Source organism: Actinocatenispora sera, from assembly GCF_018324685.1.
Lineage (GTDB): Bacteria > Actinomycetota > Actinomycetes > Mycobacteriales > Micromonosporaceae > Actinocatenispora > Actinocatenispora sera.
In genome coordinates, this window is record NZ_AP023354.1 from 2,480,275 (window position 1) to 2,501,273 (window position 20,999).

The following is a 20,999-nucleotide window of genomic DNA, read 5'->3' on the forward strand; positions in this document are numbered from 1 at the left end:
TGGCGCGAATGGCATAAGCGCAGGTCACGGCGTTAGCGCCGGTGGCGCGAATGGTGGCGCGAACGTCCGTGACGCTTACCGCCTGGCGTGTTCCGTCACAGTGGCCGCCTGGTGAGCGACGGAACGCCCGCGGCGGATACGTCACCGTGGCGGAATGAGATGCCCCCGCCCGCTGTCGCCAGGGTGGCGGCCATCGCGGCGCGGGGGCATCTCGCGGTGAGGTGACGGAACGCGGTCGACGCGGTTCCGTCACTGCCCGAAGTCCGCGGCGGGGAGGCGTGCGGTGCCAGATGCCGTGAGACGGCCCGGCGCCGTTCGGTGCGATCCTCTTCACCAGCGCGCCGGTACGTTCTCTGAGGGCAAACTAGCGGCCTCTGAAACGGCCGTAGACGGCCGAAATCGGCTCGTTGGTAGTCCTGTAGGGGCGGGACGCTAGAGGCTAGATCCCAGGTGGCCGCCCAAGTGCCCGGCTAGCGGCGCCGCTAGGTCTAGCGCCGGGTGCCGCTAGGTCTAGCGGCAGCGATGCGGCCCAGCTTGCTAACGAGGTTGCTAACGCGACAGCCGTAGGTCCGTGCGGATCATGCGAAACGAGCAACCCTGTTGAGAGTAGATCCGTTGCGAGACAACGGAAGCAGCGACACGGGCGACAGGTGCGATTCGGCTTGAGCTGCTCATAACCCAGAGGTCGCAGGTTCAAATCCTGCCCCCGCTACGAGGGAAAACGCCCTCCTGGAGATCATCCAGGAGGGCGTTTTCATGTCCCGTGCTAACAGCCCCGTCGGCGGGCGTCTCCGGCGCCTCCTCGGGCGGCAGGATCGGCTCGCAGTGGTGTCGGCTGCGTCACGATCCATGCCGGGCAGGACGTGCGTGTAGACCGACATCGTGAACGCTCGGACGCGTGGCCGAGCCGGCGGCTCACCACCGCCGGTTCGCACCCGGCGGCCATGCGGTGGAATCGCTGCCGCACCACGTCGGGGTGAATCGGTCGCCCCGGCTCGCCGCGGGTGGTGGTCGACGGTCACGCCTGTAGCGGGCGGGGCGCCGAGGCCAGATCGCAGGTGACCGCGCAAGCGCGCGGCCAGCCGCGCCGCCGGGTCTAGCGTCAGGGGCAGCCAGGCCTGGCGGCGCCGTCCAGGGTCCGTGTCGAATCCCCCGGCCACGATGTCCAGAGGGCGAATGCCACGGCGTGCCGACCCAAAAAGGAGACGCCATGCAGATCAGTCGGCAAGTCGTCGTGTTCGACGCGCCGGACCTCACCGCCGAGAGTGATTTCTGGGCCGGCGTCATGAAGGGCGTCGTTGACAAGGAAGACGACTGGCACATGGTGATCGTGGACGGCAAGGCGCGCATCGGCGTGCAACTGGCGCCCGACCACGTCCGGCCCCAGTGGCCGGGAGGTCCGGAGCGGCAGCAGATTCACCTCGATCTGTACGTCGACGATCTCACCGCAGCGCAAAACGAGGTCACCGCGCTCGGCGCCACGTTGCTGCAAGCGGCTGATGATCCCGAGGCGAAGGGGAGCTTCCAGGTCTACGCGGATCCGGCCGGGCACCCCTTCTGCCTCTGTCTCCTCCGACCCTGACCCGTGGCCGGCAGGTGGCGCGGATGGCTGACGAGACTGGCAACGCGAGGGCTGTAGATCCGTACGGATCCCGCGAAACGGGAAACGACGATGACTGGTTTGCGGTCCGGGGCGGCGGCTTCGTGGGGGCGGGAGTGGTGCGCTTAGGCTTGCCGTTGTGACGGAGAGCTTCGATGCTGTGGCGTACAACCGTGCTGCGTGGGATCGCGAGGTGGCGAACGGGAACGAGTGGACCCGGCCGGCCGGGCGGGAGGTCATCGACCGGGCCCGGGCCGGCGACTGGTCCGTCGTCCTGATCGGGTACCGGTCGGTGCCACGCGGCTGGTTTCCGGCCGAACTGTCCGGCGTCGAGGTGCTGTGCCTGGCTTCCGGCGGAGGGCAGCAGGGGCCGGTGCTCGCGGCGGCGGGTGCGGCCGTGACGGTGCTGGACAACTCGCCGCGGCAGCTGGACCGCGACCGGGAGGTCGCCACCCGCGACGGGCTGGCCGTCCGTACGGTGCTCGGCGACATGCGCGATCTGAGCGCGTTCCCCGATGCCAGCTTCGATGTCGTCTTCAATCCGGTGTCCACCGTCTTCTGCCCCGAGCTTGCGCCGGTCTGGCGGGACTCGTTCCGGGTGCTGCGCCCGGGCGGGATCCTGATGACGGGGTTCCTGAACCCCGACGTCTTCATCTTCGACGTCGAGGCGTTGGACGAGCGGGGTGAGCTCGTCGTGCGACACCCGCTGCCGTTCAGCAGCCTCGATCTTCCGGACGACGAACGGGAGCGCTCGTACGGGACCGGCCCGATCGAGTACAGCCACTCGCTCGCCGAGCAGATCGGCGGGCAGCTCGCGGCCGGCTTCACCCTGACGCACTTCGACGAGGCCCCGCACCACGCGGACGCCACCGCCCGGTATCTGCCCGGGTACTTCGCCACCCGGGCCGTCAGGCCGTAACCGCGACCGCGAGGCCGCGGCCCTTCGGTGTCGGGCTCGACCGGTCACCGGCTCGGCAGGCTCGCGGGTTCGCCGGGTCGCCGGGTGGAAGCCGCCACCTCCCGCTCCAGCAGTTCGGCCAGCCGCAGCGGGGTGCGGTCGGCGAACATCGGGCCGACGGGCTGCACGCCCACCGGCAGGCCGTCGGTGGACCGGTCCGCCGATGCGGCGGTGGTGGGCAGGCGCGGCTCGAACGTGGGTGCCTGCCTGCCAGGTCGGGCGATGGCGTGCGGCCCTCGGTTGGGCGGGCGGACAAGGCCTGCGGCTCGACTGTGCCTTCGTGAGTTGAGGCTGGGTGCTCGGACCTCATGCGACGCAGGATCTTCGGACTTGACGAGCCCCGAAACCGGAGCGCTATCCATCCGCCGTGGCCGGGTTGGGGCGGCCTACGGCGGCGTTCAGCCAGTAGGCGCCGCGCAGGGCGTGGAAGGCGGCCATGACATACGCCCCGACAGCGATCGAGGCCGCGGCAGTCCATGGATGGTTCGGCATGTCGGCCAGGAACGTCAACACTGCCGTCAGCAGGAGTGCGGTCACACCGGCGAGCGCGTTGCGCAGGGGTGAGTTTCCCGCCAGGTTCGGGAACTCCTCGCCGAGGATGCCCTTGATCAAGTGTGGCAGCGCGTTGATGCCCATGAGGCCGGTGAGGAAGGCGAGCGCGATCGTCTGAAACATGAGCCCCTCGATTTCGGTCAACAGTGGTTGACTGAAATTATCATCTGCCCACATCTTGAGTCAACACATGTAGGCTGAGTAGATGGGTTCCACACACGTCGCCAGAGCTGAGCAACGTCGTCGCACCCAGGGCCGGATCGTGGCGGCGGCCCGAAGGTTGTTCGCCGAGCACGGCTATGACCGAACGACGATTCGCGCGATCGCGGCCGAGGCCAAGACCGATCCCGGCCTGGTCATGAGGTACTTCGAGTCGAAGGAGAAGCTCTTCGCCCGAGTCGCCGTGGTCGACCAGCACGAACCCATAGCCGGAACCCCTGAGCAGATCGCTGAACTGCTGCTGGCGTCGCTGGGTGCGAAGGTCGCCGCGGAGCCGGTCGCCGCGCTGGCGGCCATTCGGTCCATGTTCACCCATCCCGAAGCCGCCAGGGAGGTGCGCGCGGCGATGCTCGCCGAGCAGCGCCAAGCCGCCGAGACGATGGACGAGGAGGACGCTGCCCTGCGGACGGGGCTGATCGGCGCGTTGACGTTGGGGACCGTCATCGGGCGGTACCTGCTGGGCCTGGATGGGCTGCGGGACGCGCCGCCGGACCGGATCGTCGCCTTGCTACGCCAGTCGTTCCACTCGATCGTTCATGGCGATCCGGAGCCCGATCCGGCTGGACAGCGGTCCCGGTAGGCCCGACCAAGGGCCTGTCTCGAAGTCCGCGTGCCGGCTGCGGCGGCCCAGTTGCCCGCTCGCGGCGTTGCCGGAACGGCCGAGTGCAAACCCGGCACACGACCGCCCGTCCGCCTTGCGCGCGAACAACTGGGACTCGCCTCGCTCGGCCGGGGACTGCGAGACAGACCCCAGGACCGGGGAGCGCGTCAGGATAGCGGGCCGAGGAGTGCGGGGCCCGGGGGCTGGCGGAAGCCGCCGATCTCCCGCTCCAGCAGTTCGGCCAGCCGGAGCGGGGTGCGGTCGGCGAACATCGGGCCGATGAGCTGCACGCCCACCGGCAGGCCGTCGGCGGACAGGCCGGCCGGTACGGCGGTGGCGGGCAGGCCGGGCATGGTGGCCAGACCGGCCCAGACCAGCTGGTCGAAGAACGGGTACTCGACGCCGTCGATGTCGATCCGGCGTCCCAGCAGGTCCGGGTTCTGATCGTGCGGGAACGCGGGAGTCGGCGTGATCGGGCACACCACGGCGTCGAACTCGGCGAACAGCTGCCGCCAGCCGTGCCGGTGCAGCTCGCGCCGGTTGTCCGCCTCGAGCCAGTCGCGGTGGCTGAACACCATCGCGCGCAGCCGCGCGGCGTCGAGGCTCCGGTCGTCCGCGGGCAGTCCGGCGGCGCGGGCCTGCAACTGCTCGTACGCGTCGACGGGGAAGCGCGCGGCGGTGCCGGAGAACAGCAGCTGGGTGTAGAGCGTCGCGGCGTCGGCCAGGTCGGGCAGCAGCGGGCTGTGCCGTTCGACCCGGGCGCCGCCGTCGGCGAGCGCGTCGGCCACCCGGCGCACGCCCGCCCGTACCGCGGATCCGGTTGCCAGCAACGGATGCTCGTCGAGGACCAGGACCCGGAAGTCGCTCAGCCGCTCGCGGCGCGCCGGCGGCAGGGCCAACTGGTACGCCATGCCCGAGGTGAGGGGGTCCGGCCCGGCCATGACGTCGAGCAGCAGGGTCAGGTCGCGGGCGGTGCGCGCCATCGGGCCGACCACGGCGAGGTCGAGCTCGACCGGCAGTGCCGGCGCGGGCGGCGCGACCATGCCGCGGGACGCCACCAACCCGAGCGTCGGCTTGTGCGCGTAGACGCCGCAGAAGTGCGCGGGCGTGCGCAGCGAACCGCCGATGTCGGAGCCGAGCGACAGCGCGCCGAACCCGGCCGCAAGGGCCGCCGCCGATCCGCCGGAGGACCCGCCGGGCGTACGGGCGTGCTCCCACGGGTTGTTGGTGGTGCCGTAGATCTCGTTGAAGGTCTGCAGATCCTGCAGCCCCAGGGGCACGTTCGTCTTGCCGAGTACCACCGCGCCGGCGGCCCGGATCCGCGCCACCTGGACCGCGTCCTCGGCCGGCACGAAGTCCCGGTACTGCGGCATGCCCCAGGTCGTGGGCAGCCCGGCGATGTTGTAGGACTCCTTGACCGTCACCGGGACACCGAGCAGCGGCCGGTCCTCGCCGCGGCTGCGCGCCTCGTCGGCCCGGCGGGCGGCGTCCCGCGCCCGGTCGAAGTCCGGTACGCAGATCGCGTTGATCGCCTTGTCGTCCTGCTCGATCCGGGCGATCGCCCCATCGGTCAGCTCCACCGAGGTCACGTCACCGGCCCGCATCGCGGTCACGAGTTCTTCGGCCGTCGCACAGTTCCAGTCCATGGCTGCGACCGTAGCGCCCGCCCGGTGAGGCCACGAAATCCCGATTTCCGCAACGGGACGGAGGACTCGATTCGCCCCGGTCGGTCCCGGGCGGCAGGTCGGGTGGGTGGTGACCGTGATGCGGCCCTTGCTCGTCGGCAGGCTGATACGGTGCGGAGCCGACGGGTCGTCGGGAACGTCGATGTCCTCAGGGTTCGCCATGCTCCCAGGGGCGGAGAGTTCCCGTCGCCGGGCGGATCCATTCGGGCACGGTCGATCGGCGCCGCCAGTGGGTGGTCAGCGTCGCGAGCGGAGCAGTCGGCGCCGGCGGCGGAGCAGCAGGACTGTGGCCAGTACGGCCAGGGCGAGCGCCACCGCGCCGGCGGCGGCCAGCGGCCACAGCGGTGTCGCGCCGCGGTCCGGTTCGGTCGCGGAACGGATGGTGGCCTGGCGAACCAGGCCGATGGCGAGGTGCAGATCGCAGATCGGGGCGTCGTGGACCGGCCACCGGTTCGCCGTACGGATGCGGCGATCGGTGAGGGAGACCTCGTCGATGCGCAGGTCGCGGGCGACGAGCACCCGATCCGCGCCGCGCCAGCCGAGCAGCGATCCGGCGGCCACCGGCTCCGGTACCGGTCGGTGGGCGCCGGGCGCCCGAACGAAGCCCACGCCGACGGCGGAGGTCGAACCGGCGCCGGTCGCTGCCGTGGTCGCCAGCAGCGCGCCGTCCGGCGACCACGCGGCCGGTCCGGCCAGCTCCTGCCCGGCGGGCAGCGCGATCCGGCCCCGTACCACGCCGTGCGTCGTGACCAGCAACGCCTGCTGCCGTACCTGCGCGGCCAGCCGGCCGTCGGGTGCGAAGGCCGCGGCGCGGACCGGCCGGATCTTCGGGTACCGGGTCGAGACGCCGGTACGCAGGTCGAGCAGGACCAGGTCCCTGATCGGCCGCCCGTCCTCGTACGAGCCGGCCGCGGTGCCGTCCGCGGGCGGCGGCGCCGGTACGGCGTACGCGACGTACCGGCCGTCGTAGGACCAGGCGAGCAGTTGCGGCCCGGCGCCGACGTTGCTGTGCCACCTGGTGAGCCGGACGTGCCGGACCGCGCCGGTCCGCAGGTCGACCAGCCGCGCCCCGCGCCTGTCGCCGGGGGCGTTCACGGAGTCGAGCAGCAGCACCCGGGTGCCGTCCGGCGCGATCAGCCCGGTACTGGCCTCCTCGTCGAACCGGGACAGCGTCAACCGCCGGTACGAGTCGCGGTCGGCACCGACCACGGTGGCCTGCGACGTGTCGTCGGAGCAGTACCGCAGCAGCGCGATCGCCCGCCCCGCCGGCCGTTGCCGCACCGTGGCGGTCCTCGTCCAGGTCGACAGCGGGGCGAACCGGTCCGGCAGGCTGGGCCGGTGCGACCGGGCGGACGCCGGGCTCGGCACCACGGCCGCGAGGCAGCCGAGCAGGACGACACACCACCACGCGCGCCGGCGGAGCACCGGTCGGTCTCCGCTCATCCGCCCCTCCCGGTACGCCCCCCGGTCGTGGCCGCGGGATGACCGCGTGCGCGGTCGCGACGATGATCTCAGACGCGCGGTCGGCGGTGCAGCCCCGATCGCAGTTGCGTCCGGGGGGCAGGCGGGTCAGGGTGGGCGGCGTGTGGGAACGGGTGACGGTGGGGCTGTCGGGTGCCGTGGTCGAGCGGCGCGGCGACGTGTACCGGAAGCGCTCGACCGATCCGCGGCACGATCTGGTCGGCGAGGGCGAGCGGCTCAACTGGTTGCGGCAGCAGGGATTCCCCGCCGCCGAGGTACTGGAGTGCCGGCCCGGGCTGCTGGTGACCGCGGCGTTGCCGGGGCGCTCGGCGGCCGACGACTGGCCGGCCACGGCCAGGCCGTCCATCGTCGACGGGCTGGCCGACCTGACCCGGGAGCTGCACGCGTTGCCGGTCGCGGCGTGCCCGTTCGATCGCCGGCTCGCCGTCACGGTGCCCGAGGCGCTCGTCCCGGAGGTCGACCCGGCCGGCCTCGCCGCGGAGGTCGACCCGGGCGGCCTCGCCGCGGAAGGTACCCGTGCGTCCCGGGCACGGCTGACCGCGGAACTGCTGGCCACTCGCCCGGCCACCGAGGATCCGGTGGTCTGCCACGGTGACCTGTGCGTGCCGAACGTGCTGTTCGACCCGGACACGTACCGGCCGACCGGGGTGATCGACGTGGGCCGGCTGGGCGTCGCGGACCGCTGGTGCGATCTTGCCATCGCGACCCGCTCGCTGACCGCCGCCGACCTCAACCCGCAGTACGGGCCGTGGGCCGCCGCGCGGTTCCTGGCTCGCTACGGCATCGCGGCCGACGCGGCCCGGATCGCGTTCTACCGCCTGCTCGACGAGTTCGCCTGACCCGCCGCGCCGGGTTCGGTCAGTCGGCGGTGGCGTAGACGAAGAGTTGGAACTCGGTGGTGTCGCCGAGCGCGACCTCCTGGCGGTGCAGCGCGCGCACCGAGTAGCCGGCCGCGGTGACCGTCTCGGACAGGCCGGCGGCGGACGCCGCCGACACCCGTACCGGCACGCCCAAAAACTCGATCGGTACGTCGTCCAGATCGCCCTCGACCATCCCGAGGACGAGCAGCTTCGGGCCCTGCAGCCGGGTGCGCAGCGCGGCGAGCGTGTCGCGCCACTGCGCGCGGGGCAGCATCAGCAGGGCGAAGAACGCCGCCACGGCGTCGACGGTACCGACGGCGTCGGGCAGGGTGCGCAGGTCGGCCTGGTGGAACTCGGCCTCCGGTACGTTGCGGCGGGCCAGCTCGAGCATGCGGGCGGAGGTGTCGACGCCGACGACCTCGATGCCGCCGTCGGTGAGCTGGCGAGCCGTGGGCAGGCCGGAGCCGCAGCCGAGATCGAGGACCCGGCCGGGCCTGGGCAGCTCGTCCAGCGGCCACCGGCCGGCGGCGAGCTGGCCCTCGCGGTCGGTCGCTGCCTCGTCGTACCGCCCGGCGATCTCGTCGAATGGCTCGCTCATCCGCCCATCATGCCGCAGCGGCTCCGCTGGTACGCCGGCACGAATCAGCGGCGATCCGGGCCACGGGGCCAACCGGGCCGGGTCAGTGCAGGTCGGTGGGCAGGTCGGGGCCGAGCAACCGGGTCAGCAGGTCGCCGAGGGCGGCCCGGTCGGCCTGGTCGAGCGGCTCGAACGACCGGGCGAGCACCCGGTCCACCTCGTGCTGGGCGGCGGTGCGCAGCCGGTCGCCCTCGGCGGTGATGCGGTGCCGGACCGCGCGGCCGGGACCGGTGGTGCGTTCGATCAGGCCGCGGGCGGCCATCCGGCCGGCGAGCGTGCCCATCGACTGGTCGGTCTGGAACGTCAGCCGGGCCAGATCGTGCAGGGACGCGGCCGGGTGGCGGTGCAGGTGACGCAGCACGTCCCACTGGGCCAGGCTCAGCCCGAGTGGGGCGAGCCGGGCATCGATGGCCCGGTGGTGCCGCACCTGCAGCCGCTTGACCCCGAGCGCGAGCTCGGCCAGTGATGGCACCATCCGGCCAGCCTAACTCAACTCGCTTAGCTAAGCTCCCTGACAATGTCCGGAGTCGCGGTCAGAGCCAGCCGCGGCGGACGGCCTCCATGCCGGTCTGGAAGCGGGTGGTGGCGCCGAGCTCGGTCATCAGCCGGTGGATGTTGCGCTGGACGGTACGGATGCTCCAGCCGAAGTTGCGCGCGATCGCGGCGTCGGTGGCGCCGGCGGCGAGCAGGCCGAGGACCTGGCGGTCCCGGTCGTCGAGCGCACCGGCCTCGTTCGCGGCCGGCTGGTGCAGCGGGGTTGCCTTGTCCCACAACGCCTCGAACAGCTCGGCCACCACGTCGAGCAGGGACGAGGGGTGGATCAGGAACGCGATGCCGGCGGCCAGGTCGGCCGGTGCGGCCAGCACCGCGAGCTTGCGGTCGCTGAGTACGAGCTTGATCGGGGTGTTGGCGCACACCCGGGCACGCTCGCCGAGCCGGATGCCGTCCCAGATGTTCTCCAGCCGCCCCGGCAGCGCGATCGTCTCGTGGTCGTAGATGACCCGGTAGCCGGCGCGACCCTCGCGCAGGTGCCGGCGCTCCTCCAGGTTCGGGCCGTCGTCGCCGAGCTCACCGGGCGGCACGAAGTACGGCGGCTTGTCGATCGCCCGGATCTGCTCCTGCGCGGCGCGCTGCACCCGGACGAAGGTGCGCCAGACCGCGGTCGACCCCTCGATGACCTCCAGGTGGTCGGCCGGATGGCCGGATCCCCGCTCGGTCCGGAACCGGTCGTCGAGCGTACCGAGATGGTCCTGCAGGCGATGCAGTTCGTCCTCGCGCTTGGCGATCAACACCGAGCCGGCGAGCGACGGCTCCGCCGCGGAGAACCGCGCCGGCCGGCCGGGTAGCCGGGTGACCAGACCGCGCCGGCTCAACCGGGCCAGCGAACGGGCGGTCTGCGCGGCCGAGAACCCGGCCCGCTCCGCCAGCTCGACGACCGTGGACTGGCCGCGCGGGATGAGCGCCTCGTAGATCCTCGCCTCGGTGTTCGGAATGCCTACCGCTTCCCACACGTCGCCTCCCTGGCATGTTTGTGTCAATGTCCAGTAATTGACCCTGTCAGGTGCTTGTCCCTGTTGACACAACTATGACAGCGTCCGTCGCTGACCGGCATTGACGTGCAGGTAGTGCCTGAGGAGTCGATCGATGCGAAGAACACCCCGGTTACGCGGACCCGCCGGTTGGCTGGTCGCGCCCCTCGCCGTACTGACGATGTTGCTCACGCCCGTGATCGCCGAGGCTGCCCCGGCCCCGGTGCACACCGACCCCCCGCCGACCACCGCCACCGCGCACGGCGCGAACGGCGGCCCGCTCGGCGCGGGCACCAACTACCGCACCGCCGGCTGCAACTCGCTGACCGCCGCGGAGCTCGACAGCGCCGAGCCGTACGCCCGATGCTTCGCGCTGGGCCGCGCGGACGCCGACGGGAAGCTCGTCGTGCAGCCGAACGTTCCGCCGACGACGGCGCTGACACCGACCGACCTGCAGCAGGCGTACAACCTGCCGGACGGTGGCGCCGGCATGACCGTGGCGATCGTCGACGCGTACGGCTACGCGACGGCGGAGTCGGACCTTGCGACGTTCCGGGAGTACTACGGGCTGCCCGCGTGCACCACCGCGAACGGCTGCTTCCGCAAGGTCGACCAGCGCGGCGGGAGCGACTTCCCGGCCGAGGACACCGGCTGGTCGATCGAGACCGCGCTGGATCTCGACGCGGTGTCCAGCGTCTGCCCGAAGTGCAACCTGCTGCTGGTGGAGGGCGACACCCCGAACCTCGGTGACCTGGGCGAGGCCGTCGACACGGCCGTGCAGCTCGGCGCCCAGGCGGTGTCGAACTCGTACGGGATCGCGCCGGAGGTGCCGCAGGAGACGCAGTACGACGCCTACTACGACCACCCGGGCGTCGCGATCACCGCGTCCACCGGCGACACCGGCAACCTCGCCGGCTGGCCGGCGACCAGCAGCCACGTCACCGCCGTCGGCGGTACGAAGCTGGTCAAGGACACCGGGAACGCGCGCGGCTGGGCCGAATCGGCCTGGACCGACGGCGGCTCGGGCTGCTCGCCGTACGAGCCGCGGCCGGACTTCCAGCAGGGCATCGAGACGAACTGCCCGGACAACCGGGCGGTCGCCGACATCGCCGCGGACGCCGACCCGTCGACCGGCATCGCCGTCTACAACACGCATCTGAGCGGCTGGGCGCAGTACGGCGGCACCTCGCTGTCCGCGCCGCTGGTCGCCGGGATGTACGCGCTGGCCGGCGCCGCCACACCGAACACCTACCCGGCGAGCTACCCGTACCGGGACGCGCACGCCGCGCAGGACCTCAACGACGTGACCGCCGGGGTCAACGGCGGCTGTGGCAACGTGCTGTGCCAGGCCGGTACCGGCTGGGACGGGCCGACCGGGCTCGGCACGCCGAACGGCGTGGCCGCGCTGACCCAGGGCGAGCACGGCACGATCAGCGGCACCGTCACCGACGACGCCGGTACCGCGCTGGCCGGCGCCACCGTGGCGGCCGCCGCGGCGGACGGCACCGTCTACCACGCCACCAGCGACCAGGCGGGACACTACGACCTCGCCGTCGCCACCGGCAGCTACCACGCCACGGCCAGCAAGTACGGCTACGGCGACCAGACGAGCGACGGGGTGACGGTGGCCGCCGACGCGACGGTGACCGCCGACTTCACGTTGACCAAGAAGCCGACCGACACCGTGTCGGGCACGGTCACCGACGGCTCCGGGCACGGCTGGCCGCTGTACGCGAAGATCACCATCGACGGTTACCCGAACGGCGCCGTCTACACCAACCCCTACACCGGGCGGTACTCGGTCGAGCTGCCGCACGGGGCCAGCTACCGGATGCACGTCAGTTCCGCGGAGCTGCCCGACTACGTCGCGCAGGATCGCACCGTGGACCTGACCGGCGGTACGACCGGCACCGCGTCGCCGAAGAGCACCAGCGCTCTGACCGCGGGCAGCGGCCAGGACGTCACGCTGCCGGTCGACACCGCGCAGTGCACGGCGGTCGGGTACGACTGGGCCACCGCCGGCAGCAGCACCGGGTTCACCGGCTGGGCCGCGGACACCCCGCAGGACGGCTGGACCGTCACCGACGCCGCCGGTACCGGGCAGACGTGGCGGTTCGACAACCCCGGCGGCTGGGCCCCGCCCGCCGGCGACGCCTCGTTCGCCGACATCGACTCGAACTGGTTCGGGGAGGGCGGCAGCCAGGACAGTTCGCTGGTCTCACCGGCCATCGACCTGTCCGGGGCGGCCAACCCGGAGATCGGTTTCGACACCGTCTACATCGCGTTCCCCGACCAGACCGGCACCGTCGACCTGAGTACCGACGACGGCGCCACCTGGTCGACGGTGCAGACGATGTCCGGTGGCATGGGCAACCGGATCGACATCCCGATCCCGCAGGCCGCCGGCAAGTCGAAGGTGCGCGTGCGGTTCCACTTCACCGGGAGCTGGAGCCGCCGGTGGGAGCTGGACAACGTGCTGATCGGCACCCGTGACTGCGCGCCGACGCCCGGCGGCCTGGTCGCCGGCGTCGTGCGGGACGCCAACACCGGCGATCCGCTCGTCGGCGCCACGGTGACCAGCGACGCGGACCCGACCGAGTTCGGGGTCACCGCCGCGACGCCGGACGACCCGGCACTACCGGACGGGTACTACTGGCTGTTCAGCTCGCACACCGGGGACACCGGCTTCACGGTGACCAACGCCCGGTACGCGACGCGGCACGCCTCGGCCGCCCCGGTCGGCAACGCGGTGGTACACCGCAACTTCACGCTCGGCGCCGGCCATCTCACGGTGGACAAGGCGAGCGTGTCGGCCACCGAGGTGCTCGGTGCGACGGCGACCCGGAAGGTGACGTTCGGCAACGACGGGACGGCGCCGCTGCACGTCCGGCTGGCCGAGGAGGACGGCGGGTTCACCGCGATGGGTGCGCCGCACCAGGACACCACGCCGGGCGCGGTGACCCGGACCGTCAAGACCCACGCCAGCCTTGCCGCGCAGCCGGCGGCGAAGGCCCCGAAGTCGGCGACCGTGGACGGGCACCAGGTCACGTTGCGCCAGGGCGCGGCGGCGGCGGACGGCTGGCAGCAGGTGGCCGACTACCCGACCGCGGTGATGGACGACGCCGTCGCCTCCCACGACGGCAAGGTGTACGTGGTCGGCGGTACCACCGGCTCGTACAGCCTGGACTCGGCGAACGTCTACGACCCGACCACGCAGTCGTGGACCGCGCTGGCGGACCTGCCGGAGGCGCTCAACGGTCCGGTCGCCGCGTTCGTCGGCGACACGCTGTACGTGGCGGGGGGCTGGACCGGTGGCTCGAAGGCCAGCACGCACGCCTACGCGTACGACCCGGGCAGCGACACGTGGACCAGGCTGGCCGACATGCCCAGCGGTGCCGCGATGTCCGGGGTGGCGGTGCTCGGTGGCCGGATGTACGTGATCGGCGGCTGCACGACCAGCTCGTGCGCGCCGTCGTCGACCTCGGTGGTCAGCTACGACCCGAGCAGCAACGCGTGGACCGCGGCGCCGGACTACCCGACCCCGGTGGCGTACGGGTCGTGCGGCGCGGCGTCCGCCGAGGTGGTGTGCGCCGGCGGCATCGACGCGTCGGCCGGTACCGCGACGGCCCGGACCTACAGCTACTCGCCGGGTGCGAGCGGCTGGACCCGGCGGGCGGATCTGCCGGGCACGGTGTGGGGTGCCGCGGCCGCGGCAGCGAACGGCGGCGTGCAGGTCGTCGGCGGCATCGTCGACGACAAGGGGGTCAGCAACCAGGCGCTGGAGTACGACCCGCAGCAGGACCGGTGGGTCGACCTGCCGAGCGCGAACAACCCCCAGTACCGCGGCGGCGGTGCGTGCGGCCTCTACCAGGTCGGCGGGTCGGCCGGTTCGTTCGGCAGTACCGCGTTCGTGCAGCAACTGCCCGGCTACGGCAGCTGCAACGGCGACGCGGATCTGGCCTGGTTGGGCGAGGGCAGCGTCTCGTTCGAGGTGCCGGCCGGCGGGTCGGTGACCGTACCGGTGAGCCTGGACTCCTCGGCGGTTGCGCAGCCCGGTGACTACCTCGGGCTGGTCGACGTCGCCACGGACACCCCGTACGCGTCGTCGCCGGTGTCGGTCACGATGCACGTGACGCCGCCGAAGAAGTGGGGCAAGATCGCCGGCACGGTGACCGACGAGAACGGTGCGCCGCTCGCCGGCGCCACCGTCCAGGTGTGCACGATGTACGACCGGGGCACCGGTACCTGCGGGCCGCAGTCGTTCACGCTGGCCACCGACGGTGACGGGCACTACCAGCTGTGGCTGAACAAGGGGTTCGACCCGCTGGAGCTGATCGCCGCGATGGCGGGCCGGCAGCCGAAGATGAAGGTGGCCCGGGTCGGTGCCGGGTCCACCACGACCGCCGACTTCGTGCTACCGAAGATCTGACGGTCGCGTCCACGGCGCGGCAGGGACACCCGGTGCGGTGTCCCTGCCGCGCCGAACGCTGTCTCCACCCGGCCGCGGGTCGGCGCGTCGTCGCACCGGCCGCGGCGCTCACGCTGCCGGCCGCGGCGCCCACGCTGCCGGCCGCGGCGCCCACGCTGCCGGCTGTGTCTCGCCGTCTGCCGGGGCCGAATCTCGCTGACACGGCTCGCGGTGCCGATTCGTTCACCCGGGAGCGCGAACTGTGCGGATCGTTTCAGGACGTTGCGCTTCTAGCTAAGGCATGGCTAACCTAACCGTCGCTGTCGATCGCTATCCGATGGAGTGCCATGCCGACCCTCCTTGCCGCCGTGCCCGCGGCGCCGCCCCTGCCGTCGCCGACCGCGGCGACGGCCATCGCGTGGGCAGCCTGGCTCACCCTGATGGGCTTCCCCGGACTCGTCGCATTCGCCCTGGTGACGGCCGACCCGGCAGCGCGACGGGTGGACGAGGGCACCCGCCACGCGGTCACCACCCGGTTGTCCCGCTGCGCCGTGCTGCTGGCGGTACTGGCCGTCCCGGCCGTCCTCGCCGACCTCGCGCAGGACGCCACGACCGGGTCCCGCTACTCGGCCGCCTGGCACTCGCTGTACGACGGCACCGGCGCCGGCCTGTTGGCCGGGCTGGAGATCACCCTCGTGCTGCTGGGCGCGGTGCTGGTCGCCCCGCTCGCCGTCCGCGCCGCTCCACACCGGTGGCGGCGCGGGCTGCTGGTTGCCGGGCTGGTGGCCGGTGCGGCCGCCCTGGCCACCACGAAGCTGCCGGCCGAGGCAACCGACGACCTGGCGCGAACCTGCTGGAAGACTGCGGTCTGGTTGGTCCACCTGTGGTTCGGCGCGAGCTGGCTCGGCGGGCTGGCCGGGTTGCTGGTACTCGCGGTGCCGGGCGTCATCGCGCCCGGAGACCGCGGCGCCTTCTGGTCCGCGGCGATCCGGCGGTTCTCGGCCGTGGCGATGACCGGCGTCGGCGCGATCGCGCTGTCCGGCCTGTTCCTGTACTGGTCCCACGTCGACGGGCCCAGCCAGCTGCTCAGCACGCTGTACGGCCGAACCCTCGGCGTCAAGATCGTCCTGTTCGGCGCACTGCTGCTGCTGGGCATCGCCAACCAGTTCTGGCTGCATCCGCGGATCGAGGCGGCGCGCGCCGCCGGCGACACGAGGCCGCTGCGGACGCTGCTGCTGCGCCGGTTCCCGGCCGTGGTGGCGGTCGAGTTGGTGTTGATCCTGGCGATCCTGCTCGTCGCTCCGATGTTGCACGGGTCGGCACGGGAGCAGGCCGTCCAGTCGGCCGCCGGCAGCACGACGGTGCACCTGCCCGACAAGCAGGCCGGCCCACTCACCTGGGTACTCGGCTCCGCGGAGACGCTCGCCGTGCTCGCCGTACTGATCGCCGGCTACCGGGTGTCCGGCCGCATCGCCCGCCGGCGCGCCGAGGCGGCCCGCCGCACCGCCCGGCCGGCCGCCGGCCGCGGTGCGCGGGACCGGCCCGTGGTCAGTGGCGGGACTCGTCGTAGTCGAGGATCTGGGTGAGCCGGACGTTGTTGCCGGACGGATCCCGGAACGACGTGTCGATCCCGTACGGCTGCGGGGTGGGCGGGTCGTTGAACGACACGCCGCGCGCCGACAGCTCGTCGTAGGTCGCCTGGCAGTCGTCGGTGGTCAGGAACAGCGTCCCACCGGCACCCTTGGCGACCAGGTCGGCCAGCCGGGCGCTGTCCGCCTCGTCGAGCATCGGCGGTCCCGGTACCGGCATCAGCACGAGCGACACGTCGTCCTGGCCCACCGGCCCGACGGTCAACCAGCGGAACTGCCAGTCCGGCATGGTGACGTCCGACCGCACCTCCCAGCCGAGCTTCTTGGTGTAGAACTCCAGCGCCTCGTCCTGGTCGCGGACCCAGAACTGCACCGAACCGATGGCGATCATCGCGTCCCCCTCGTCGTGGACGGCATCCAGCCGTCGATGGCACCGAGCCTAGGGAGCGGTGGGGTGGTCGTCCTCTCGAAACGTGCGGTTCCGCGGCCGGCCGTACGCCTGGGCCACGCAGCGCGGGATGTGCACGTACCGCAGCGGGCTGGGGAAGCTGGCCCGGTAGCCGAGCGGGGAGCGGCCGTACATTCGGCGAAAACTGGTACTGAACGAGCCGACGCTGCCGGCGCCGACCGCGAAGCAGATGTCGGCCACCGACCGGTCCGTGGTGCGCAGCAGCGCGGCGGCCCGCTCCAGCCGCCGGGTCAGCAGGTACCGGTGCGGCGGCTCGCCGAACGCCCGGGTGAACGCGCGGCTGAAGTGCGCCGGGGACAGGTGTGCCGCGGCGGCCAGGTCGGCCACCGTCAGCGGCTCGAAGTAGCGCGCGTCGGCAAGATCCTTCGCCGCCAGCAGCCGGCGCGTCCCGTGCGGATCACCCACTCCGCCAGTATGACGTCACGTTCGGCGGCGATGATTCGTCCGGGCGGGGGTGGGGTGCGATGAGCGAGGAGACGCGGATCCGGGCCACCTCGACCGGCCGAACGGACGAACCGCGGGCCGGGATCGATAGGTTACGGTGAGCATCTGCATTAATCCGGTGAGCGACCACGGCGCGGGTGTCGGCGTCGCCGCGGGAGGGTGCGGCAGCGCCGGCCGGCGGTCCACCCGCGGCCGGCAGCCACTCCGGTGCCCCGGCGCCGGCGGTACGAGGTGGCGCCTGGAGCCTCGCGGCTGACGCGCAGCGGCGCGGGCGGCGCGAGGCAGGCGGACGGCCCCGGCGTTGCGCCGGGGCCGTTTCCACGTTCGGCCGGCTCGGATCTCGGTGCCGGACGGCCGGCGCGCGGTGAGCTCGGATCTCGGTGGCCGGCGGCGGGGCGCGGTGAGCTCGGATCTCGGTGGCGGGTGGCCGGGACGCTGTTACAGTTGACCGCTGTGTGCCGCGGGCGATCGGAGCCCGGGCCCGACGAGGAGCGCAGACATGGCGGGTGACGACGACATCTCCGGGTGAGCCCCGGGCGTGATCGACCGACGGCAGGTGTGCGCCGCCGCGGTGATCGCGAGTCGTCCACCTTCCCGCCGCACCCGGCACCGCGGTGACCGGATGCCTTGCACCCCAAGGATCTGCGCATGTCCGACGCCTCCGTCGTCTGCACCCAGCTGCACTTCTCCTGGCCCGACGGCACCGTCGTGTTCGACGAGCTGTCCGCCTCGCTCGGCGCCGGCCGTACCGGCCTGGTCGCGCCGAACGGTGCCGGCAAGAGCACCCTGCTGCGGCTGATCGCCGGCGAGCTCAGCCCGTCCGCGGGGACCGTGACCGTCTCCGGCGTACTCGGCTACCTGCCACAGAACCTGCCGCTGCGCTCCGATGCGACGGTCGCGGAGGTACTGGGCGTCGCGCCGGTGCTCGCCGCGCTGGCCGCGGTGGAGTCCGGCGACGCCAGCGAGGAACACTTCACCACGATCGGCAACGACTGGGACGTCGAGGAACGTACCGCCGTCGAGCTGAACCGGCTGGGTCTGGGCGACGTGGCGCTGGACCGGCCGCTGGCCAGCCTGTCCGGCGGGCAGGTCGTGTCGCTCGGCCTGGTCGCGCAGTTGCTGAAGCGCCCGGACGTGCTGCTGCTCGACGAACCGACCAACAACCTGGATACCGGCGCGCGGCACCGGCTGTACGACGTACTGGCGGGGTGGAAGGGCTGCCTGCTCGTGGTCAGCCACGATCGCGCGCTGCTGGACCGGATGGACCGGATCGCGGAGCTGTCCGCCGGCGAGTTCCGTTCGTACGGCGGGAACTTCACCGACTACGAGCAGGCGGTCGCGGCCGAGCAGGAGGCCGCGCAGCGGGCCGTGCGCAGCGCCGCGCAGGAGGTCAAGCGGGAGAAGCGGGAGCTGCAGCAGGCCCGGGAACGGGCCGCCCGCCGGGCCGGGAACGCCAGCCGGCACCGCAAGGACGCCGGGCTGGCCCGGATCGTCGCCGGTGGCCTGCAGCGGCACGCGCAGGAGTCGGCCGGCAAAGCGAACGAGACGCACGCGGCCCGCTTGGGCGAGGCGAAGGCGAAGCTGGACGAGGCGGGCCGCGCGGTGCGCGACGACACCCGGATCGCGCTGGACCTGCCGGACACCGCGGTACCGGCCGGCCGCACCGTGTTCACCGGCGAGCGGCTGCAGCTGCGCCGCGGTGGCCGGAACCTGTTCGCCGCGCCGGGCCTGGACCTGACCGTACGGGGTCCCGAACGGATCGCGCTGACCGGCGCCAACGGTACCGGCAAGACCACGCTGCTGCGGCTGATCGGCGGCGAGCTGACACCGTCGTACGCCGGCGCGAGCCCGGGTCCGTCGGACGCCGGCGCGAGCCCGGGTCCGTCGGACGCCGGCGCGAGCCCGGGTCCGTCGGACGCCGGCGCGAGCCCGGGTCCGTCGGACGCCGGCGCGAGCCCGGAATCCGGCGAACCCGGCGCGCCGCCGGTGGTACGGCGGGCGGACGGGCGGGTGGCGTACCTGTCGCAGCGGCTCGACCTGCTCGACGAGGACGCGTCGGTACTGGACAACCTGGCCCGGTTCGCGCCCGAGCTGGCGCCGGAGAAGCGGATGAACCTGTTGGCGCGCTTCCTGTTCCGGGGCGCTCGGGCGCAGCTGCCGGTCGGTGCGTTGTCCGGCGGTGAGCGGTTGCGCGCGACGCTGGCCTGCGTGCTGTACGCGGAGCCGGCGCCGCACCTGCTGCTGCTCGACGAACCGACCAACAACCTGGATCTGGTCAGCGTGGCCCAGCTGGTCAGCGCGCTGAACGCCTACCGGGGTGCGTTCGTCGTGGTCAGCCACGACGAACGGTTCCTGGCCGAGATCGGCGTGACCCGTCGCCTGCACCTCGCGGCCGGCCACCTCACCGACCGCCCGCGTTGATCAAGGGATCGGTACCCGAACGCCCAGGACGGTCGGTCGCGATCCCTTGATCGCCGCCGGCCTCCCTTGATCGACGCGCGATGCCCTTGATCGACGCGCGATGCCCTTGATCGACGCGCGATGTCCTTGATCGACGCGGGAAGCCGCCGAGGTCGAGGGTGATGCGGGCGCCGCGGCCGTGATGGGTTTCGCACAATCGGGCAAGTCAGGCTTTTGCCGCCTTTAGACTGGCCTGCGACGCCGGGGCCGGTCGATCCTCGTGCCGACGGCGACACGCCCGCGCTGCCGAGTCGTGGTCGAGGAGGGCGAAGGCGTGGCGCTGCTGATCGTGGCCGGCCTCGCGGTGCTGGTGCTGTGGGCGCTGTCCGAGCGCGGGGTGGAACGGTGTCGGCTGACCGGGCCGATCGTCATGGCCGCGGCCGGTGTCGTGGTCGGGCTGCTGGTCGCCACCGATTTCAACAAGCATCTCAACACCGGGCAGGCGGAGAAGCTGGTCGAGCTGATCCTGGCGCTGCTGCTGTTCGTGGATGCCACCGAGGTGCGCGGCGGGCCGTTCGGCGGTGAGGCCCGGGTCGTCTCCCGGTTGCTGTTCGTGGCGATGCCGCTGTCGCTGCTCGCGGCGGTGGTGACCGGCGCGTTGCTGCTGCCGGGGGTCTCCGGGCCGGTACTGGTGGTACTGGCCTGCATCGTGATCCCGACCGACTTCGCACCGGCGTCGCCGATCCTGCGCAATGCCGGGATACCGGCCCGGATCCGGCACATCGTCAACGTGGAGAGCGGGTACAACGACGGGATCGTCTCGCCGATCTTCGTGTTCGCGCTGTCGCTGGCCGGCGAGCGGGCCCACCTGCATGCGTTCGATGCGTTGCTCGACGGGCTGTGGGCGTTCCTGTTCGCGGCCGCCGCCGGGATCGTCGTCGGCGGCGCGGCCGGGATCGTGTTGCGCGCCACCCGACGGGTCGGGTTCGCCTCGGCCCGGTCGGGCCGGCTGGTGATCGTGCTGATCCCGCTCCTGACCTACGTCGTCGCCACCGGGTTGCAGGCGAACGGATTCGTCGCGGCGTTCATCGCCGGCATCGTCTACCGGGTGGTCCGCGGCGGTTCCCGGCACGCCGACCTGGATCCGGCCGAGACCGCGTTCGCCGACGACGTGGGTCAGCTGGTCTCGATGGCGATGTGGTTCGGGTTCGGTGCGGTGGCGGTGCTCGTGTTCGGCAACGGGTTGAAACCGGCGCTGATCCTGTACGGGGTGATCGCGGTCGTCGTGCTGCGACTGGTCCCGGTGCTGGTCTCCCTGTTCCGCAGTTCGCTGGCGTGGCGGGAACGGCTCGTGGTCGGGCTGCTCGGCCCGCGCGGTACCGCGTCGATCGTGTTCGGCTTCCTCGCGTTCAACGAGCTGCCGGCCGGACCGGATCTGCCCCCGCTGTACGCGATGACCGTCGTGGTGCTGCTCAGCATCGCGCTGTACGGCGTGGCCGCGCCGCCGCTCGCGGTGCGCATCATGCGCGCCCGCGGCGGCGGCTGACAGGGCGGCGCCGGGCGGAA

Annotated in this window: 17 protein-coding genes; 8 read left to right on the top strand and 9 right to left on the bottom strand. The window is 72.5% G+C overall.

The genetic code is table 11. The annotated features are described in order from the left end of the window. Window positions 1-1,210: 1,210 nt before the first annotated feature. Both Asera_RS11945 and Asera_RS11950 read left to right on the top strand, forming a co-directional pair. Window positions 1,211-1,582: a VOC family protein gene (locus Asera_RS11945; RefSeq protein ID WP_030445881.1), complete on the top strand. Its 372-nt coding sequence runs from the start codon at window positions 1,211-1,213 to the stop codon at window positions 1,580-1,582. A 157-nt stretch (window positions 1,583-1,739) separates the two neighbouring features. After that, window positions 1,740-2,519, top strand: coding sequence for a class I SAM-dependent methyltransferase (locus tag Asera_RS11950; protein WP_030445880.1), 780 nt, complete (start codon window positions 1,740-1,742; stop codon window positions 2,517-2,519). Between the two features lie 44 nt (window positions 2,520-2,563). Here the strand turns inward: Asera_RS11950 and Asera_RS33580 are convergent, their stop codons facing one another. Continuing rightward, on the bottom strand, window positions 2,564-2,692 hold the full coding sequence (locus Asera_RS33580; RefSeq protein WP_280529726.1) for a hypothetical protein: 129 nt from the start codon (window positions 2,690-2,692) through the stop codon (window positions 2,564-2,566). Window positions 2,693-2,912: 220 nt separating this feature from the next. Next, on the bottom strand, window positions 2,913-3,254 hold the full coding sequence (locus Asera_RS11955) for a hypothetical protein (RefSeq protein ID WP_211255543.1): 342 nt from the start codon (window positions 3,252-3,254) through the stop codon (window positions 2,913-2,915). Window positions 3,255-3,315: 61 nt separating this feature from the next. Here Asera_RS11955 and Asera_RS11960 point away from each other — a divergent pair, with 61 nt between their 5' ends. Beyond that, window positions 3,316-3,909 carry a TetR/AcrR family transcriptional regulator gene (locus tag Asera_RS11960; protein WP_030445878.1) on the top strand — a complete coding sequence of 198 codons (594 nt, stop codon included), beginning with the start codon at window positions 3,316-3,318 and terminating at the stop codon, window positions 3,907-3,909. Window positions 3,910-4,097: 188 nt separating this feature from the next. Here Asera_RS11960 and Asera_RS11965 read toward each other — a convergent pair whose 3' ends face one another. Then, the gene (locus Asera_RS11965; protein WP_030445877.1) at window positions 4,098-5,576 is read right to left on the bottom strand and encodes an amidase; all 1,479 of its coding nucleotides are present in this window, start codon (window positions 5,574-5,576) and stop codon (window positions 4,098-4,100) included. A gap of 276 nt (window positions 5,577-5,852) precedes the next feature. Further along, window positions 5,853-7,058, bottom strand: a complete 1,206-nt coding sequence (locus Asera_RS11970; RefSeq protein WP_157034774.1) for a hypothetical protein — start codon at window positions 7,056-7,058, stop codon at window positions 5,853-5,855. Window positions 7,059-7,198: 140 nt separating this feature from the next. On the opposite strand from Asera_RS11970, the gene Asera_RS11975 reads away from it, so the two are divergent. Next, window positions 7,199-7,936 carry an aminoglycoside 3'-phosphotransferase gene (locus Asera_RS11975; RefSeq protein ID WP_244843844.1) on the top strand — a complete coding sequence of 246 codons (738 nt, stop codon included), beginning with the start codon at window positions 7,199-7,201 and terminating at the stop codon, window positions 7,934-7,936. 19 nt (window positions 7,937-7,955) lie between these two features. Here the strand turns inward: Asera_RS11975 and Asera_RS11980 are convergent, their stop codons facing one another. From Asera_RS11980 to Asera_RS11990, 3 genes are all read right to left on the bottom strand, one after another. Further along, window positions 7,956-8,555, bottom strand: coding sequence for a class I SAM-dependent methyltransferase (locus Asera_RS11980; RefSeq protein WP_051802132.1), 600 nt, complete (start codon window positions 8,553-8,555; stop codon window positions 7,956-7,958). Between the two features lie 82 nt (window positions 8,556-8,637). Beyond that, entirely contained in the window at window positions 8,638-9,069 is a 432-nt protein-coding gene (locus Asera_RS11985; RefSeq protein ID WP_030445873.1) for a MarR family winged helix-turn-helix transcriptional regulator, read from the bottom strand. Window positions 9,070-9,127: 58 nt separating this feature from the next. Then, window positions 9,128-10,105: a helix-turn-helix domain-containing protein gene (locus Asera_RS11990; RefSeq protein WP_030445872.1), complete on the bottom strand. Its 978-nt coding sequence runs from the start codon at window positions 10,103-10,105 to the stop codon at window positions 9,128-9,130. Between the two features lie 199 nt (window positions 10,106-10,304). Between Asera_RS11990 and Asera_RS11995 the strand changes: the two genes are divergently transcribed. Together Asera_RS11995 and Asera_RS12000 are read left to right on the top strand one after the other, a co-directional pair. Continuing rightward, window positions 10,305-14,552: a carboxypeptidase regulatory-like domain-containing protein gene (locus Asera_RS11995; protein ID WP_051802131.1), complete on the top strand. Its 4,248-nt coding sequence runs from the start codon at window positions 10,305-10,307 to the stop codon at window positions 14,550-14,552. A 326-nt stretch (window positions 14,553-14,878) separates the two neighbouring features. After that, window positions 14,879-16,117 (top strand): CopD family protein, encoded by a 1,239-nt coding sequence (locus Asera_RS12000; RefSeq protein ID WP_084131284.1) that lies wholly within the window; start codon window positions 14,879-14,881, stop codon window positions 16,115-16,117. On the opposite strand, the gene Asera_RS12005 is transcribed toward Asera_RS12000, so the two are convergent. Together Asera_RS12005 and Asera_RS12010 are read right to left on the bottom strand one after the other, a co-directional pair. Beyond that, on the bottom strand, window positions 16,080-16,511 hold the full coding sequence (locus Asera_RS12005; RefSeq protein WP_030445869.1) for a VOC family protein: 432 nt from the start codon (window positions 16,509-16,511) through the stop codon (window positions 16,080-16,082). The two genes, Asera_RS12000 and Asera_RS12005, sit on opposite strands and share 38 nt — an antisense overlap. 48 nt (window positions 16,512-16,559) lie before the next feature. Further along, a complete protein-coding gene (locus tag Asera_RS12010) occupies window positions 16,560-16,994 on the bottom strand; it encodes a helix-turn-helix domain-containing protein (protein ID WP_030445868.1) in 435 nt (144 codons plus the stop codon). 687 nt (window positions 16,995-17,681) lie between these two features. Here Asera_RS12010 and Asera_RS12015 point away from each other — a divergent pair. Continuing rightward, on the top strand, window positions 17,682-19,454 hold the full coding sequence (locus tag Asera_RS12015; protein WP_212804569.1) for an ABC-F family ATP-binding cassette domain-containing protein: 1,773 nt from the start codon (window positions 17,682-17,684) through the stop codon (window positions 19,452-19,454). Window positions 19,455-19,767: 313 nt separating this feature from the next. Further along, a complete protein-coding gene (locus Asera_RS12020; RefSeq protein WP_030445866.1) occupies window positions 19,768-20,979 on the top strand; it encodes a cation:proton antiporter domain-containing protein in 1,212 nt (403 codons plus the stop codon). Window positions 20,980-20,999 lie beyond the last annotated feature (20 nt).

Excerpts from the sequence above, each read along its gene's own strand:
- Asera_RS11995 (WP_051802131.1), top strand. The coding sequence starts at position 10,305 with ATGTTGCTCACGCCCGTGATCGCCGAGGCTGCCCCGGCCCCGGTGCAC.
- Asera_RS12005 (WP_030445869.1), bottom strand. The coding sequence starts at position 16,511 with ATGATCGCCATCGGTTCGGTGCAGTTCTGGGTCCGCGACCAGGACGAG.
- Asera_RS11970 (WP_157034774.1), bottom strand. The coding sequence starts at position 7,058 with ATGAGCGGAGACCGACCGGTGCTCCGCCGGCGCGCGTGGTGGTGTGTC.
- Asera_RS12000 (WP_084131284.1), top strand. The coding sequence starts at position 14,879 with ATGCCGACCCTCCTTGCCGCCGTGCCCGCGGCGCCGCCCCTGCCGTCG.
- Asera_RS11985 (WP_030445873.1), bottom strand. The coding sequence starts at position 9,069 with ATGGTGCCATCACTGGCCGAGCTCGCGCTCGGGGTCAAGCGGCTGCAG.
- Asera_RS11965 (WP_030445877.1), bottom strand. The coding sequence starts at position 5,576 with ATGGACTGGAACTGTGCGACGGCCGAAGAACTCGTGACCGCGATGCGG.
- Asera_RS11960 (WP_030445878.1), top strand. The coding sequence starts at position 3,316 with ATGGGTTCCACACACGTCGCCAGAGCTGAGCAACGTCGTCGCACCCAG.
- Asera_RS11945 (WP_030445881.1), top strand. The coding sequence starts at position 1,211 with ATGCAGATCAGTCGGCAAGTCGTCGTGTTCGACGCGCCGGACCTCACC.
- Asera_RS11980 (WP_051802132.1), bottom strand. The coding sequence starts at position 8,555 with ATGAGCGAGCCATTCGACGAGATCGCCGGGCGGTACGACGAGGCAGCG.
- Asera_RS12015 (WP_212804569.1), top strand. The coding sequence starts at position 17,682 with ATGTCCGACGCCTCCGTCGTCTGCACCCAGCTGCACTTCTCCTGGCCC.